The organism is Mesorhizobium sp. L-2-11, from assembly GCF_016756595.1.
In the GTDB taxonomy this organism is placed as follows: domain Bacteria; phylum Pseudomonadota; class Alphaproteobacteria; order Rhizobiales; family Rhizobiaceae; genus Mesorhizobium.
In genome coordinates this window covers 3,786,976-3,801,866 of the sequence record NZ_AP023257.1, presented here as the reverse complement: position 1 = coordinate 3,801,866, position 14,891 = coordinate 3,786,976, and the positions used below count along the sequence as shown (strand labels likewise).

Sequence of the window (14,891 nt, the reverse complement as noted above, 5' to 3'; positions counted from 1 at the left end):
GCCTGTCAGCGGCTGGCGCGCCACCAGGTGATACGGTCCTGCAGGGCGTAGCCCTTGATAACGGCCGGGATGAACCACGGATTGCCACGATAGAGCGGGATCGCCGCAGGCGGTCGGAAATCGAATGCGGTGCGCGCCTGCTCGCCATGTCCCATCAGCTTGTGAGCCGCACGCGTGCCGACCCATGGCGCCCAGACCACGCCCGAACCGCAGAAGCCCGTGGCATAGACCACGCCGTCCTTCTCGAAGATCCTGGGCAGCATGTCGCGGTGCATCGCCACATTGCCGAACCAGCTATGCGAGAGGCGAACCTTCTCCAGTTCAGGGAAAAGCTCGACCAGCCCGTTGCGCAGGCGGAGCGTCGGGGCTGCCGGATCGCCTGCACGCGAGCTGTCGCGCCCGCCGAGCAGGATGCGTCTGCCGTCCGGCGAAGGGCGGTAATAGAAGCCAAGCTCGCGGCCCTCGCCCATCATCATCAGCTTCGGCATCAGGCGCGACATCACTTCAGGCGCGAGTTCCTCGGTGGCAATGATCCGGCTGCGAACCGGCACCAGCCGACGGCGCAGAAAGGGACTGGCGCCATCCGTGTAGCCATTTGTGCAGACCAGCACCTGCCGCGCCTGCACCGTACCGGCCGAAGTGGCGACGCGGAACCCGGAGCCATCCCTTTCAATCGAGGTCACGGGCGTGTTCGAATGCACCGCCAGTCCCGAAGCGAGCGCCACCCGCAGCAGTTCGGCATGGAACTTGGCCGGGTGCAGCCCACCGATGTCCATACGAACCGTGCCGCCGCGATAGAAGTCGGTGCCGACGTAGTTGCGCTGCTTTGCATATGGAACAGCGTAGGATTCGATTCCCAGTTTCCGCGCAAACGCCTCGGCGCCGCGGGCCATCTTCTCGTATTGTTCATATCCGATGGCGCCCTTGAACAGGCCAACCTGTTGAAAGTCGCAGTCGAGCTTTTCCGACTTGATGAAGTCGTAAAGGAATTCGCGCGCGACCTTGCCCTCGGCCTCGATCGCCATGGCTTTTTCTTCGCCGAAGCGCCGGGTGATCGTGGCGTAGTCCAGCCGGATGCTCCCGCTGGTAATTCCGCCGTTGCGCGACGAGGCCCCCTCGCCCGGATTCATCGCATCAAAAGCTGCAACCGAACGCCCCCCGCGCGCCAGCGCAAGCCCGGCCGAAAGCCCGGCATAACCGGCGCCGACGATCGCCACGTCGAGCTTCCTGGCCAGGGGCTGCGGCGGCAGCGGCATGACGGGCGCCGCTTCCCACCAGTAGGGTGTGCTCTTGTCGGCGACTTTGGGCTCGTGCACGTGACTGACTTCTCGTTGCGGTTTCAGGAGGCTGGGACGGTCCATGCCGGCGAGATCAGACACGGTCGTCCCGCACGTCGAGCGCATCGCGCAACCCGTCGCCGATGAAATTGAAACTTGTCACGGCGATGGTGATGGCGGCCCCGGGAATGATCGCCAGCCAGGGCGCACTGTCCAGGTACTGCTGGGCGCCCTCGAGCATGTTGCCCCAGCTGGGCAGCGGCGGCTGAATGCCATAACCCAGGAAGCTGATATAGGCTTCCAGGAGAATGGCGTGCGCGACGGTCAGCGTCGCGGCCACGATGATCGGGCCCATGGCGTTGGGCAGGATCTCGCGGAACATGATATGCGCGCCGCTAAGCCCCAGCATGCGCCCGGCCAGCACAAACTCGCGCTCGCGCAACGACCGCACCTCGGCCTCGACAATCCGAGCTACCTCCATCCAGCTGGTGACAGCGACGATCACGGTGACCATGGCCGGGCTCGGCTTCAGTGCCGCGGCCAGGGCCAGCAGCAGGAAGATCGAGGGGAATGACAGGAAGCCGTCGACCGTGCGCATCAGCGCTGCGCCGATCCAGCCGCCGCGGTAGCCCGCGATCACGCCGACGAGCGTTCCGATCATCGTCGACAGCAGCATGGCAAAGAAAGCCACCAGCAGTGAGGTCCTCCCGGCCATGAACAGTCGCGCCGCCACGTCCCGCCCCAAAGGATCGGTCCCGAGATAGTGGTCGCCGGTCAGCGGCGGTGAAAAGCGGGCGCGCAAATCGATGTAGAGGGAATCATAGGGCAGGAGATGAGGACCGAAGACGCATGCCAGCGTCAGGAGGGTGATCATCGCCACTCCCAGCAACGCCAGATGATGGCTCGTGAAACGGCGCACCGTGCGGCTGCGCCACCAGCGGCTTGGTCCTGCATTTGCGGCGAGAGCGGTCATTTCGGGTGCCTCCTGTTGGGCGTGAGGTTAGGCGCTCAACCCAGACGAATGCGCGGGTCGACGATCGCCACGGCAATATCTGCGATCAAGTTGCCCAGGATGACGAGGATGGCCGAGAACATCAGCAGTCCCATCACGACCGGGTAGTCGCTGTAGCCGAGGCTGTCCAGGAACAGTCGACCCATCCCCGGCCAGGTAAACACTGTCTCCGTCACCAGCGCGCCGGTCAGGATGCTGGGAAGCTGGACCCCGGCCAGTGTGATCATCGGCAAAAGCGCATTGCCGACGACGTGCTTCATGATGACTCGGCGCTCGCTCAGGCCCTTGGCGCGGGCGGTCTTGACGAAATCCTGGCTGATGGCGTCGAGCGTCGCCGTGCGCATGTAGCGGCTCCAGATCGCGACATGCACCAGCGACAGCACGATGCTTGGCAGGATCAGGTGATGCAGGTAGTTCAGGATCGAACCGTCGCCGATCGTGTACATGTTGCCTGCAGGCAGCCAGCCCAGCTGCAGGGAGAAGATGTAGATGCCGACGAGCCCGAACCAGAAGGTCGGGATCGACAGCGCGACCATCGCTCCGATCGTCGCCATATGGTCGAACAGCGAATAGCGGTGCGTGGCGCCACGAATGCCGATCCAGGTGCCGATGGCGATTGCGATGGCGGTGGACGTCCCCATCAGCAGCAGCGTCGCAGGGACGTGCCGGCCAATCACTGCCAGCACAGGCGCGCCGTCGCGGAAGGAGTGGCCCCAGTCGCCTTGGAGCAGCCGCCAGGCCCAGTCGAAATATTGCACCAAAAGCGGACGGTTCAGCCCCAATTGCTCTTTCAGGCGCTCGAGATCGTCCTGCGTCATGCCGGGATCGAGCCCGAATTGCGCCAGCGGCCCACCCGGCAGCAGGTTCAGGACGAGGAACCCGATGATCGAGACGATCAGGAGCAGGATGAGACTCTGTGAGAGCCGGTTGAGCAGGAAGCCACGCATTCATCTCTCCTCTTTCAAGATGGCGCCGATGACTGGCCGCCGCCGCGAGGCGGCGGCGGCGCCGTATGGATGTCAGGCCTTCCAATGCCATCCGGCGGCATGCCAGGATGCGACGCGGGTGTTGGAATTTGCCTCGAAACCCTCCAGCCCTTGCTTGCGGCCGAACACGTTGGTGTAGGCAAACAGAGGCAGGAACGGCAGATCCTGACGAACGATTTCCTGCACACGCAGATAGATGGCGCGGCGCTGTTCCCGATCGAAGGTGCGGGCGCCTTTCTCGAGCAGCGCATCGACCTCCGGGTTGGAGTATTGGCCGGTGTTCGAGCCCTTTCCGCCCTTGGCGACGATCGCCCTGGTGTGCAGCCGATTGGAAACGTCGGGGTCGCCCGCGATGACATTGGTTACACCGGAGATGGCTGACTCGAACTGCGATTTGAGCCAGAAATCGCCCCACATGACGGCGGCCGGTAGGTTCGAGATGGTCATCTCGACGCCGATCTCGGCGAATGTCTGCTGCAGGAACTGCTGCGTCTGCTCACGCAAATGGTTGCCGGAGGTGGTGGAGTTGGCGAACGACAGACGCACTCCGTCCTTCACCCGTATTCCATCGGCTCCGGGTACCCAGCCGGCCTCGTCGAGGATCTGGCCCGCGCGCTCGAGGTTGAACTCCTGTGCCGGCAGGTTCGGATTGTAGTAGTAGGAATTCTGCGGCATGAACGTCTCGGTGGGTTTGTGGACCCCGTAATAGAGTGCTTCGAGGATCGCCTTCCTGTCGATTGCCGCGTAGAGCGCCTGGCGGACCGCCGGGTCCTTGAATTGCGGCTTCTCAAGATTGAGATAGATCGACTCGACCGATGCCCCAGGCTCCAGCTTGACGATACGATCCGATAGTTGGCTGGCTTCCGCGTAGTGGTCGGCGGTTATGAATGCCTGGTCGACGAGATCGATGTCGCCGCTCTTGAACTGGGTGTAGAGCACCGTCATGTCTGGGATGTATTTGAAGACGAGCCGCTCCAAATAAGGGCCCTCCCCGGCATAATCCGCATTCGCGACGAGTTCGATATGATCGCCGGCAACGCGCTGCGCCCACTTGAATGCGCCAGTGCCGACAGGCGCCTGATTGAAGGCGGCGGCGTTCGGGTCGGCCTCTTTCTCGAGGATGTGCTTTGGAACCATGAAGGTTTCGGCGAGAAACGACTGGTAGGGGGCGAAAGCCTCCTCCATCCGCCAGGTCAGCTCGGTCGGCGAGACCACCTTGATATCGCGCACCAGCGAATGGCCCGCCGTTCGCCACGCGCGGAATTTCGGATTGGTGATGAGCTCAAGAGTGAATTTCACGTCCTCGGCCGTGAAGGGCTTGCCATCGTGCCAGCGGACATCGTCACGCAGGCGGATGCGCCACACAAGTCCGTCCTCTGAGATGCCGCCGTTTTTCTGGCTGGGCACTTCGACCGCAAGATTGGGCTGAAGAACGCCCTTGGGATCCATGCGAACGAGTGCATCAAACACCGAGAAATGCACAGCGTCGTCGCACTCGGTATGCGGCATCAGTGGATTGAAGACGGTGGGTTCCTGCGAAAATCCGACGACGACGCGGCCGGTTGGGCTCGTCGGCGGGTTCTGGGCGAAAGCGGGTTTGCCCAACAGATTGGGCGCAATGAGGCCTGCAGCCCCGCCTATCGCCATCAATCGCAGTGCATCGCGTCGCGAGTAGTTTGATTTGGTGTTTGAGCGTTCAGTCATTGGAATTCCCCTTGTTTTGGCGGTGTCCGCCGTGGCTATTATCCGTTTGCTGCAACCGGACGGGTCGTTCCCGGCTGCTCTCCAGGAATCGCCGCCACCAGCTCACGTGTGTAGGCTGATTGCGGGTCGAGGAAGATTTGCGATGGCGGTCCGCGTTCAACGATCCGCCCCTTCTGCATCACCGCGATTTCGTCGCAGATCTGGCTGGCGACGCGCAGATCGTGGGTGATGAAGATCATCGACACGCCGGTCTCCCGCTGGATCTGGTCGAGCAGCTGCAGGATCTGGGCCTGGATCGACACGTCCAGCGCCGACACCGCTTCATCGGCGATCAGCAGCTTCGGCTTGAACATCAATGCCCGAGCGATGCCGATGCGCTGGCGCTGCCCACCGGAAAATTCATGCGGAAAACGATCAAAGGCACCGGCATCGAGGCCGACATGGGCCAGGAGCGCTTTCGCCTCTTCACGCGCCTGGGCATAGGGCGTCCCGTGCGCGACTGGGCCAACGGTCAAGATGTGGCCGATCGTCGAGCGCGGGTTGAGCGAGGCGAAGGGATCCTGGAAGATCATCTGGACCCGCGGCCGCAGCGGGCGGAATTCGGCTTCGGAAAGCTTGGCGATGTCGCGGCCCTCGAACAGAATCCCGCCGCCGTCGCTGTCCAGCAGCTTGATCAAAAGCCGACCAAGCGACGATTTGCCGGAACCGCTTTCGCCCACAACGCCCAGCGTGCGCCCCGGCGCCAGATCGAACGACACCTCGTTGACCGCGGGCACGACGCGCTGCGCGCTGAACAGCGAACTGCCGCTGCGGTAGGTCTTCATCAGGCCTTCGACCTTCAGGATCGGCGCTTTGTCGGCCGTCTCCAGAGGAACCCGGTCCTCACCGGTCAGATGCGGGACGGCTGCGATAAGACGCCTTGTGTAGGGATGGCCAGGCGACTTCAGGACCTGTTGAGCGCTGCCCTGCTCAACGATGTGGCCCTTCTCCATCACCACGACGCTATCGGCGATCTCGGCCACCACCCCGAAGTCATGGGTGATGAACATGACGCTCATTCCCTTGCGGCGCTGAATGTCGCGGATCAGCCACAGAATCTGCGCCTGGGTGGTCACGTCGAGCGCGGTCGTCGGTTCATCCGCGATCAGGATCGTCGGCTCGAGCGCCAGCGCCATGGCGATCATCACCCGCTGCCGCTGCCCGCCGGAGAGGCGGAATGGATACTGGTGGTACATGAGTTCCGGATCCGGCAGCCCGACCTCGGTCAGCAAATCGACGGCCCGGCCGCGACGGGATTTCGGGGTGCCGACGCCATGCGCCGCCATGACTTCATCGATCTGAGCGCCCACGGTCATCAATGGATTGAGCGCCGAGAGCGGGTCCTGGAAGATCATCGACACCACCCGGCCGCGCAGGCCGCGTAGCTTGTCCTGCGGCATGCCTATGATGTTCGTCCCATCGAGGTGGATGGCGCCCGAGGAGACGTGGATCACCCGAGGCAGCAGCCCCATGATGGCGTTGGCGGTGACCGACTTGCCGGATCCCGACTCGCCAATGACGCACAGGATCTGGCCGCGTTTCAGATCAAAGGAGATATTCTCGACGGCATAAGTCCGTTCCATGCCTTTCGGCAAATTCACCGTGAGGTCGCGCACCGAAAGCGCCACATCGTGGGGGGCTACAGGCTGGATGCTTGCGACCATTGCGATCATCTCCCGTTTGAACCGAGCGGGTCCACGTTGGTGCGGACCACATCATCGCGCTTTGAGCAGAAGCGCCTCACCATAGCGTCCGTCGTCGGGCCGTCTCGGCGCTTCGAGCGCTGCGGCTGCGAGAGACTGATCCTGCTCATCCTGGCGGCTCCCTTGATGAAATTCCGGTCCGTGGACCGGACGCTGTTCCCTTTTCTTGGAGAACTCTCCGAAGGCGTAAGCCCTGCCTATCGGAAGTCCTCTGGAGCTTGCCCGCTATAAGGGGTTGCTCCGTTCTTTCAGCCAGTTTGACTGTTCTGTATCCGCATAGTCGTCGAAATTTGGCCCTCGGGCGGCAGGAACTTCTGAAAAGAACGTCACGTTCGGCATTTCACTCTGCTCCCGTTCCGGCGCAGAAACCGGGATCAGACAACCAGGTCTTTCATCCGGCATTTCGTGTGCGACAGGCTTGCGTCACTGCGCGCCGCGGACCGAAAAGCCCATGCCGCAGATCGCGCGACTGGATGAAGTTTACTCCTGCTTGCCCCGGCGGGTTGGGCGCCGGCAAAACTTTTTTCGGCAACAATTACCTGTTCCATGGGCCGCAAACCGCAGGAAATTCCGTCCAGGCATGAACTCCGCAGCCTGCCTCTGCGGGCCGCAGGTTAGGATGCTTTAAAGTTACCGGAGTCCCGTTCCATGCCCGCACCGCTCATGCACATCGATACCAGCCCATCCCTGCCTCGCGAGGCGGACGTCGTCGTCATCGGCGGCGGCGTCGTAGGGGTTTTCGCGGCCTATTATCTCGCACGCCGCGGCGTCAGCGTTGCCCTGCTGGAAAAGGGGCGCGTTGCCGCCGAACAGTCCAGCCGCAACTGGGGCTGGTGCCGCCAGCAGAACCGCGACGCGCGCGAGTTGCCGATGGCAACCAAGAGCCTCGATCTCTGGGAAAAAGTGGCGCAGGAGACCGGCGAGGACACCGGATTCCGCCGCTGCGGCCTGCTCTATCTCTCGCAGGACGAAAACGAGTTGGCAGGCTGGGCAAAGTGGCGCGATTTCGCCAGGACGGTTGGCGTCACGACGCATGTGCTGAGCGCGGAAGAAGCCACCGAACGGGGCAAGGCGACCGGCCGCAAATGGAAAGGCGGCGTGTTCTCGCCAACTGACGGAACGGCGGATCCCTCAAAGGCGGTGCCTATCGCCGCGCGCGGCATCATGGCGGCCGGCGGCACGGTACATCAGAATTGCGCGGCGCGCGGGCTGGAGTTGAGCGCCGGCCGGGTCAGCGGCGTCGTTACAGAAGCGGGAACCATCCGGACAACGACCGTGGTCATGGCCGGAGGCGCGTGGGCTTCCTCCTTCTGCAACCAGCTTGGTATTCGTTTCCCGCAGGCTGCCGTGCGTCAGTCCATTCTAGCCGTAGCGCCGGGCGCAAATGGCCTGCCGGATGCCCTGCATACCGCGCGCGTCTCGCTGACGCGGCGCAGCAACGGTGGCTACGCGCTGGCGATCAGCGGGCGGGCGCGAGTCGATCCAACGCCGCAGCAGCTCAGGTTCAGCCGCCAGTTCGTGCCCATGTTCGCCCGCCGCTGGCGCAGTCTGGCCCCCGGAGCGTTCGAGGGCTGGCGTCAAGGTCATGAAAGCCTGGGGAAATGGGGCCTTGACAAGGTCACACCAATGGAACGGAATCGGATTCTCGACCCGAAGCCGGACACTAGGCAGATTCGGCTGACCTATCAAAGAGCCTGCGAATTGCTGCCCGAATTCCAGCGCGTCGCGATTTCTCATGCTTGGGCGGGCTATGTCGACAGCACGCCCGATGGCGTCCCGGCAATCGGTGAAGTGGAGGGAATTCCGGGCTTCATTCTCGCCGCGGGATTTAGCGGCCACGGCTTCGGGATCGGCCCCGGTGCTGGGCATATGATCGCCGATGTCATCACCGGCAGCGAGCCGATTGTCGATCCGCGTCCCTATCGGCCGGAGCGTCTGAAGACAGCTGCGTGGGGCAAGGTCGCTGAATTCTGAAGACCGTTTGCCAAGTTGCAATTGGTCGCACACGAGATCGAGGCCGCGAGGCGGCCAGCACTGAAGGGAAAGTGACGATGCGCGAATATGAGATTGCCGCCATTCCTGCCGACGGCCGGCGCAGTCACGGCCGCGAAAGCTCCTGACAGTTGTTACAAAATCCTACGCGCAGCGTCACGGCATGGTAATGTAGGGACGAAATCGCTGCCGAGGTGGCGGCCGGAATTCCCGGACGTCGCTTGGGACGAGATGCTAGTAGATGCTATGACAGTGCGTATGACGTTGAAATCTCGGAGCCTCGATACGATCGTCGCCACCAACCTTCACGCCGACATATTGCCGGACCTTGCAGGCGCGCTCGCGGGCAGTCTCGGCGTTGCACCGACCGCCAACATTGATCCCGAGCGGCGCTATCTCTCGATGATCGAGCCAATTCACGGCTCGGCATTCGACATCGCCGGCAAGGATATTGCCAACCCGGTCGCCACCTTCTGGACCGCTGCCCAGATGCTCGAACATCTGGGCGAGAGCGCAGTTTCCGTCCGGTTGATGAACGCTGTGGAATCGGTGACGCGTGAGGGCGTGCTGACGCCGGACGTGGGAGGGACTGCGACCACCGAGGTGACGGACGCCGTCTGCCGGACGATCCGCGGTTCGAACGTATGACAGGTTTCCAATGAAGCTCGACAAGATCGACATCAAGATCTTATCCCAACTGCAAAAGAACGGACGGGTCACGAATGTCGAACTCGCCGACCTGGTGAACCTTTCACCGAGCCCTTGCCTGATGCGGGTGAAGAAGCTTCAGGCGGAAGGCTTCATCACCGGCTATTCCGCCCAGATCGATGTGTCCAAGCTCGGGCAGACTCTGACGATCTTCACCGAAGTCACGCTCAAGCACCACCAGCAGAACGACTTCGCGAGATTTCTCACCGCAATTCAGAAAGTCGATTCTGTTATCGAATGCCATCTGGTTTCAGGCGGTTACGACTATCTTGTGAAGTTTGTCACCGGGGGCATCAGCGAGTACCAGACGATCATGGAGCGCATGATCGAACTGGATATCGGAATCGACAAATATTTCAGCTTCGTCGTGCTGAAGTCACCCATCGTCAAATCCCATTTGCCTCTCGACGTCATTTTCGACAGGTGAGACGTTCCGCGGCCTTGACCTGGAGAGCCGCGCGCCGGCGCTCCCTCTTGCTGCTTTTCGCTGCGATAACGACTTGCATGAAAAACGAGACCTTAAAGCGCGCGTTGCATGAATGCATTCGAACGCGACGCGCTTTAGGCGTTTACCAAATTGACCGAGGGCGCTTCTGCGATGGCAATGATCATCCCTTCATCGCAGACCGCACGTCCTGGTCCTCGAGGGTTTGATTGAGGGTCACCCGGGTGCGTTCGAGGATTCCATCAATATCGTCATCGGTGCAGCAGAGCGGCGGCGCAAAGCCGAGAATGCCGCTGTTGAAGGCGCGGATGACAAGGCCGTTCGCCCACGCGCGCTCGAAGATGCGGCGCCCCGGATCGGCCGCTGCCGGCAGCGGCGTCTTGCGCTCCTTGTCGGTGACCAACTCGATTGCTGCCAGCATGCCGCGGCCGCGAATGTCGCCAACCAGCGGGTGGTCGGCGAGCGAGCGAAGGCCTTCCATCAGGCGCTTGCCGGCCTTGCGCCCGTTCTCGAGCAAGCTGTCTTCGTAGAGACGCAGGCATTCGAGCCCGACCGCCGCGCTCACGGGATGGGCCGAATAGGTATAGCCATGGCCGACAGGCGCTTTGCCGGCTCCGTCTGCGATCGTATTGTACACACGGTCCGAGATGAAGACGGCGCCCATCGGCACGTAGCCCGAGGTCAGTCCCTTCGCCGTGGTCATGAAATCCGGCACGACCTCATCTTCCTCACAGGCAAAGAGAGGACCGGTACGGCCAAAGGCAGTGATGACTTCGTCGACAACGAACAGAATGTCGTGTTCCTTGCACACGGCGTGCAGAGCCTTCAGCCAACCTGTCGGTGGAACGAGGACACCGCCGGAACCCTGGATGGGTTCGGCGTAAAATGCCGCAACGCGGCCCGCGCCGAGTTGCGCGATTTTGGCGCGCAGGGCCGCGACCGATGCATCGATGATCGCCTGCGGGTCGGAACCGACAGGATTGCGATAGGCGTAGTGCGAGGGAATTTTGTGCTGCCAGTCGTAAGGCACGCCGAAACCCGCATGGAAAGCCGGGATCGCGGTCAGACCTGACCCTGCCGTCGAGGATCCATGGTAGCCATGCTCGACCGAGATGAACTGGTCCTTTTGCGGCGTGCCCTTGGCATGGTAGTAGTAGCGGATGAAACGGATCGTGCTGTCGATTGCATCGGAACCGCCCAGCGTGAAATAGACATGGTTCAAATCGCCGGGCGCCAGTTCGGCAAGCCTGGCAGCAAGGCGAATGGCAGGCTCGGATCCCAGCCCGAAATATCCCGTCGCATAAGGAAGCTCCCTTAGCTGCTTGGCGGCTGCTTCAACGACACTTTCCTGGCCGTAGCCGATGTTCACACACCATAGACCGGCGAATCCGTCGAGCAGGCTTTTCCCGCTTGCATCGGTCACCGTTGCGCCCTTGGCGGATTTGAGCACCCGCACGCCCGTCTCCTCGTGGCTCCGATAGCACGAAAACGGGTGAACCAGATGTGCGCGATCGAGTTCGATCAGTGAATTTGCCAGCATTTCTTCCTCCGATTCAACCGAGTGCCTGATTTAACCAAGTGCCTGACTGACCAACGCATATGTGCGGTGATGCGCCGGCTTGCTTTCCTTATGCCTGACCATGGAGCGTCGCATCGTGATCCCACCGCCAACGTGCGCGAGGCCGCGCCCGATGAGCCATTCGGCAAGATCCGTTGAAACGTCGGTATCGACACGGACGAACTTGCCCTGATGATGGGCGAGCAGAAAGTCGATCAGGGCCTTGGCCTCGGCACCGCTTCTCGCCACCACCGGCCCGATGACCAGCCCCCGGCCGAATGGCCGGATGGCGGAAAAGGCCTGGATATCGCCTTCATCGCGAATGACAGCGAACTTCGCGCGCTCGAAAAGCTGCTTCATCAGCGCCGAACGGTCATGGCCAAATGCCTCGCGATCCAGCACCTCGAGGCGGGCAAGATCGCCGCTCTCTGCCCAGGATACACGGGCCGGCGCCGAAACTGCCAACGCCTCGCCCTGATGCTGGACGATCTCGCCAGTCGTGACGAAGCCCAGCTTCTCATAGAGCGGCAGGCCTTCCCGTGTCGCCGTCAGGCAACAGGTGCGCTCACCCGCCTTGGCAAGCGCCTCTTCCATCATCTTTCGGCCGAGTCCGCGGCCGCGCATGGCCGCATCGACGATCACCATGTTGATGGCGGCGGCATTGTCGCCGTAGGGGGTCATCATGATGGTCGCCACCACGCGTTCTTGTTCCAGGGCGACGATCCCCCGGCTGACCGACTGGGCCAGTTCCCAATCCTCGCGACGATGCGGCCATTCAACTTGGCGAGACAACTCGACAGCGCCTTCCAGGTGCCCCGCCGTCATCTCTTCAAGGATGATCTGTCGTGTGGTCATGATGAATTTCCAGCCTTCGTCTTCAGGTGCTAACGGTAAACCACCAAAGACAGCAGTTCCTCCCGACCGGAAGCCATGCGCGACGCGTTTTCACTATCCTTAGCCGCTCGCGCCGCATCTTCTGCCGAAGCATGGCCGACAGGCCGCGCTGCTCCCAAAGCTCGAAAAGACACCTGGCGCAACACTCTGCCAAACCGGCGATGCAATACGAAACGATCTGCTTCAGGTCGCCGCGAATGCGGCCGTTAGTCTTCCAGATCTCCGACTATGCTGATTGTGGTACAGGCACGCTGTGCCGAAAAAACCAGGAGGATAGTCGCGATGTCGACGTTCAGACCGAAATACATCACCTTCGACTGCTACGGTACGCTCACCAATTTCGATATGGCCGGCGCGGCGCGGCGCGTCTACGGCGAGCGCCTCTCCCCAGAGGCGATGGCCAACTTCGTCGAGGCTTTTAGAGGCTATCGCCTTGACGAGGTTATGGGGCCATGGAAACCCTTCCTCGAGGTGGTACAGAATTCCATCGAACGCAGCTGCAAGCGCATCGGTATCCAGTTCAAACCCGAAGACGCCCAACGCATCTATGACGAAGTGCCGACCTGGGGTCCGCACCCCGACGTCCCGGCTGGCCTGTCCAGAGTGGCCAAGGAAATCCCACTGGTGATCCTGTCAAACTCCATGAACAGCCTGATCATGTCGAATGTGGAAAAGCTCGGCGCGCCCTTTCACACCGTCATCACCGCCGAACAGGTTGGCGCCTATAAGCCGCTGATGAAGGGCTTTGAATACATGCTCGACAAGCTCGGCTGCGGCCCGGAGGACATCACTCATGTGTCGTCCTCCTTCCGCTACGATCTGATGACCGCCTACGATCTCGGCATCAAGAGCAAGGTGTGGGTGAACCGCGGCCACGAGCCTGCAAACCCCTTCTACGAATATACCGAGATCAAGGATATCGGCGGGCTGGCCGCCGCAGTCGGCCTGGAGCCCGTTCGGGAAGTTGCTTGAGGCTGGCGCGCCTCCGGCAATCGCGGCCTTCGAAGTATCTAAATGAAAAAGGGGCGGTTCGACCGCCCCTTTTTTATTCTGGTGCCGCTGTTGCGACTTCCGGAAAAGCCTCTAGTTCAACCCGCCGACATGGAGCGTCTTGACCTCGAGATATTCCTCGATGCCGAGCTGCGATCCTTCCCGCCCCACGCCTGACTGCTTGACACCGCCGAAAGGCGCAACCTCGGTCGAGATCAGGCCGGTATTGAGCCCGACCATGCCGAACTCCAGCGCCTCGGCAACACGCCATGACCGCTTGAGGTCGTCGGTGTAGAAGTAGGCGGCAAGGCCGAACGGCGTACCGTTAGCGATCGTGATGGCCTCTTCCTCTGTCTCGAAGCGAAAAAGCGGCGCCACCGGACCGAAGGTCTCTTCCGATGCCAGGAGCATCTCGGTCGTAGCCTCCCCCAGGACGATGGGCCGTGCATACTGCCTGCCTTCGGGCACTGCTTCGCTTTGGGCGAGGATCTGAGCGCCTTTCGTCTTCGCATCCGCGATGTGACGCTCGATCTTGTCGATCGCGGCCGCATTGATCATCGGGCCGATCTCAGTGCCTTCGTCGGTCCCCGCGCCAACCTTCATCCGCGTGACGCGCCGGCTCAGCTTTTCGGCGAAAGCGTCGTAAACGCCTTCCTGCACGAGAATCCGGTTCGCGCAGACGCAGGTTTGACCGCCATTGCGGAACTTGGATACGATCACCCCTTCAACTGCGTTATCCAGATCGGCGTCGTCAAAGACGATAAAGGGCGCGTTGCCGCCAAGCTCCAGGCTCAGCCGCTTGATGCTATCGGCCGCGCCACGCATGAGCAGCGCACCAACGCGGGTCGAACCGGTGAACGAGATCTTGCGTACCGTCTCGTTGGCCATCAGCTCTTTGCCGATCTCTCCCGGCATGCCGGTCACGATGTTGATAACGCCTGCCGGGATCCCCGCCCGCTCCGCCAGGACGCCGAGCGCGAGCGCCGAAAAGGGTGTGAACTCCGACGGCTTGATCACCACCGTGCAGCCGGCGGCAAGGGCGGGCGCCACCTTGCGCGTGATCATCGCATTGGGGAAATTCCACGGCGTGATGACGGCACAGACGCCGACTGCTTCCTTGAGGACCAGAATGCGGCGATCGGCGGTGGGTGACGGAATGGTCGAGCCACCGATCCGGCGCGCCTCCTCCGCAAACCATTTCACAAAAGCTGCGCCGTAGCGGATTTCCGCCGACGCCTCGGCAAGCGGCTTACCCTGTTCCAGCGTCAGCAGAAGCGCCAAATCCTGTTCGTGCTGGCGAATGAGGTCGTGCCAGCGCTCCAGCAGTCCGGCACGCTCGGCATGGGTCGTCTTCTTCCAGCTTTTGAATGCCTCGGCCGCAGCAGCGATCGCGGCCCTGGTCTCGTCGCCGCCCATGTCGGGAACGCTGCCAAGAACATTCAGGGTGGCAGGATTGGTCACATCGACGACGGCCTTTGTATCCGCTTCCCGCCACACACCGCCAATCAACGCCTGCTGGCGCAAAAGGTCCGCATCGTCAAACGTGCCAATCTTCGTTATCGCATTCATGGTCTTTTTCCTCT

The 14,891-nt window shown here is 62.0% G+C and carries 11 protein-coding genes and 1 pseudogene; 4 read left to right on the top strand and 8 right to left on the bottom strand.

Annotated elements, in window-relative coordinates; all coding sequences use genetic code 11:
- Positions 1-5: 5 nt before the first annotated feature.
- From JG739_RS18145 to JG739_RS18125, 5 genes are all read right to left on the bottom strand, one after another.
- Positions 6-1,361, bottom strand: a complete 1,356-nt coding sequence (locus JG739_RS18145; RefSeq protein WP_446720569.1) for an NAD(P)/FAD-dependent oxidoreductase — start codon at positions 1,359-1,361, stop codon at positions 6-8.
- Between the two features lie 10 nt (positions 1,362-1,371).
- Positions 1,372-2,250, bottom strand: coding sequence for an ABC transporter permease (locus JG739_RS18140; protein ID WP_202362794.1), 879 nt, complete (start codon positions 2,248-2,250; stop codon positions 1,372-1,374).
- A 35-nt stretch (positions 2,251-2,285) separates the two neighbouring features.
- Positions 2,286-3,236, bottom strand: a complete 951-nt coding sequence (locus tag JG739_RS18135; protein WP_202362793.1) for an ABC transporter permease — start codon at positions 3,234-3,236, stop codon at positions 2,286-2,288.
- A gap of 72 nt (positions 3,237-3,308) precedes the next feature.
- A complete protein-coding gene (locus JG739_RS18130) occupies positions 3,309-4,979 on the bottom strand; it encodes a peptide ABC transporter substrate-binding protein (RefSeq protein WP_202362792.1) in 1,671 nt (556 codons plus the stop codon).
- 38 nt (positions 4,980-5,017) lie between these two features.
- On the bottom strand, positions 5,018-6,682 hold the full coding sequence (locus JG739_RS18125; protein ID WP_202362791.1) for an ABC transporter ATP-binding protein: 1,665 nt from the start codon (positions 6,680-6,682) through the stop codon (positions 5,018-5,020).
- A gap of 687 nt (positions 6,683-7,369) precedes the next feature.
- Here JG739_RS18125 and JG739_RS18120 point away from each other — a divergent pair.
- The 3 genes and pseudogenes from JG739_RS18120 (at position 7,370) to JG739_RS18110 (ending at position 9,848) form a co-directional block, all read left to right on the top strand.
- Complete coding sequence (locus JG739_RS18120) at positions 7,370-8,695, top strand: NAD(P)/FAD-dependent oxidoreductase (RefSeq protein ID WP_202362790.1); 1,326 nt, start codon at positions 7,370-7,372, stop codon at positions 8,693-8,695.
- A gap of 118 nt (positions 8,696-8,813) precedes the next feature.
- Positions 8,814-9,361, top strand: a pseudogene (locus JG739_RS18115) (isocitrate/isopropylmalate family dehydrogenase); the annotation flags it as partial.
- Positions 9,362-9,371: 10 nt separating this feature from the next.
- Positions 9,372-9,848 (top strand): Lrp/AsnC family transcriptional regulator, encoded by a 477-nt coding sequence (locus tag JG739_RS18110; protein ID WP_202362789.1) that lies wholly within the window; start codon positions 9,372-9,374, stop codon positions 9,846-9,848.
- A 181-nt stretch (positions 9,849-10,029) separates the two neighbouring features.
- Here the strand turns inward: JG739_RS18110 and JG739_RS18105 are convergent, their stop codons facing one another.
- Positions 10,030-11,406 carry an aspartate aminotransferase family protein gene (locus tag JG739_RS18105; protein ID WP_202362788.1) on the bottom strand — a complete coding sequence of 459 codons (1,377 nt, stop codon included), beginning with the start codon at positions 11,404-11,406 and terminating at the stop codon, positions 10,030-10,032.
- A 30-nt stretch (positions 11,407-11,436) separates the two neighbouring features.
- Positions 11,437-12,279, bottom strand: coding sequence for a GNAT family N-acetyltransferase (locus tag JG739_RS18100; RefSeq protein ID WP_202362787.1), 843 nt, complete (start codon positions 12,277-12,279; stop codon positions 11,437-11,439).
- 321 nt (positions 12,280-12,600) lie between these two features.
- Between JG739_RS18100 and JG739_RS18095 the strand changes: the two genes are divergently transcribed.
- Positions 12,601-13,290 (top strand): haloacid dehalogenase type II, encoded by a 690-nt coding sequence (locus JG739_RS18095; protein WP_202362786.1) that lies wholly within the window; start codon positions 12,601-12,603, stop codon positions 13,288-13,290.
- 111 nt (positions 13,291-13,401) lie between these two features.
- Here JG739_RS18095 and JG739_RS18090 read toward each other — a convergent pair whose 3' ends face one another.
- Positions 13,402-14,877 (bottom strand): NAD-dependent succinate-semialdehyde dehydrogenase, encoded by a 1,476-nt coding sequence (locus JG739_RS18090; RefSeq protein ID WP_202362785.1) that lies wholly within the window; start codon positions 14,875-14,877, stop codon positions 13,402-13,404.
- Positions 14,878-14,891: the final 14 nt, after the last annotated feature.

Coding starts and splice junctions, on each gene's coding strand:
- JG739_RS18145 (WP_446720569.1), bottom strand. CDS start 1,361: ATGGACCGTCCCAGCCTCCTGAAACCGCAACGAGAAGTCAGTCACGTG.
- JG739_RS18140 (WP_202362794.1), bottom strand. CDS start 2,250: ATGACCGCTCTCGCCGCAAATGCAGGACCAAGCCGCTGGTGGCGCAGC.
- JG739_RS18135 (WP_202362793.1), bottom strand. CDS start 3,236: ATGCGTGGCTTCCTGCTCAACCGGCTCTCACAGAGTCTCATCCTGCTC.
- JG739_RS18130 (WP_202362792.1), bottom strand. CDS start 4,979: ATGACTGAACGCTCAAACACCAAATCAAACTACTCGCGACGCGATGCA.
- JG739_RS18125 (WP_202362791.1), bottom strand. CDS start 6,682: ATGGTCGCAAGCATCCAGCCTGTAGCCCCCCACGATGTGGCGCTTTCG.
- JG739_RS18120 (WP_202362790.1), top strand. CDS start 7,370: ATGCCCGCACCGCTCATGCACATCGATACCAGCCCATCCCTGCCTCGC.
- JG739_RS18110 (WP_202362789.1), top strand. CDS start 9,372: ATGAAGCTCGACAAGATCGACATCAAGATCTTATCCCAACTGCAAAAG.
- JG739_RS18105 (WP_202362788.1), bottom strand. CDS start 11,406: ATGCTGGCAAATTCACTGATCGAACTCGATCGCGCACATCTGGTTCAC.
- JG739_RS18100 (WP_202362787.1), bottom strand. CDS start 12,279: ATGACCACACGACAGATCATCCTTGAAGAGATGACGGCGGGGCACCTG.
- JG739_RS18095 (WP_202362786.1), top strand. CDS start 12,601: ATGTCGACGTTCAGACCGAAATACATCACCTTCGACTGCTACGGTACG.
- JG739_RS18090 (WP_202362785.1), bottom strand. CDS start 14,877: ATGAATGCGATAACGAAGATTGGCACGTTTGACGATGCGGACCTTTTG.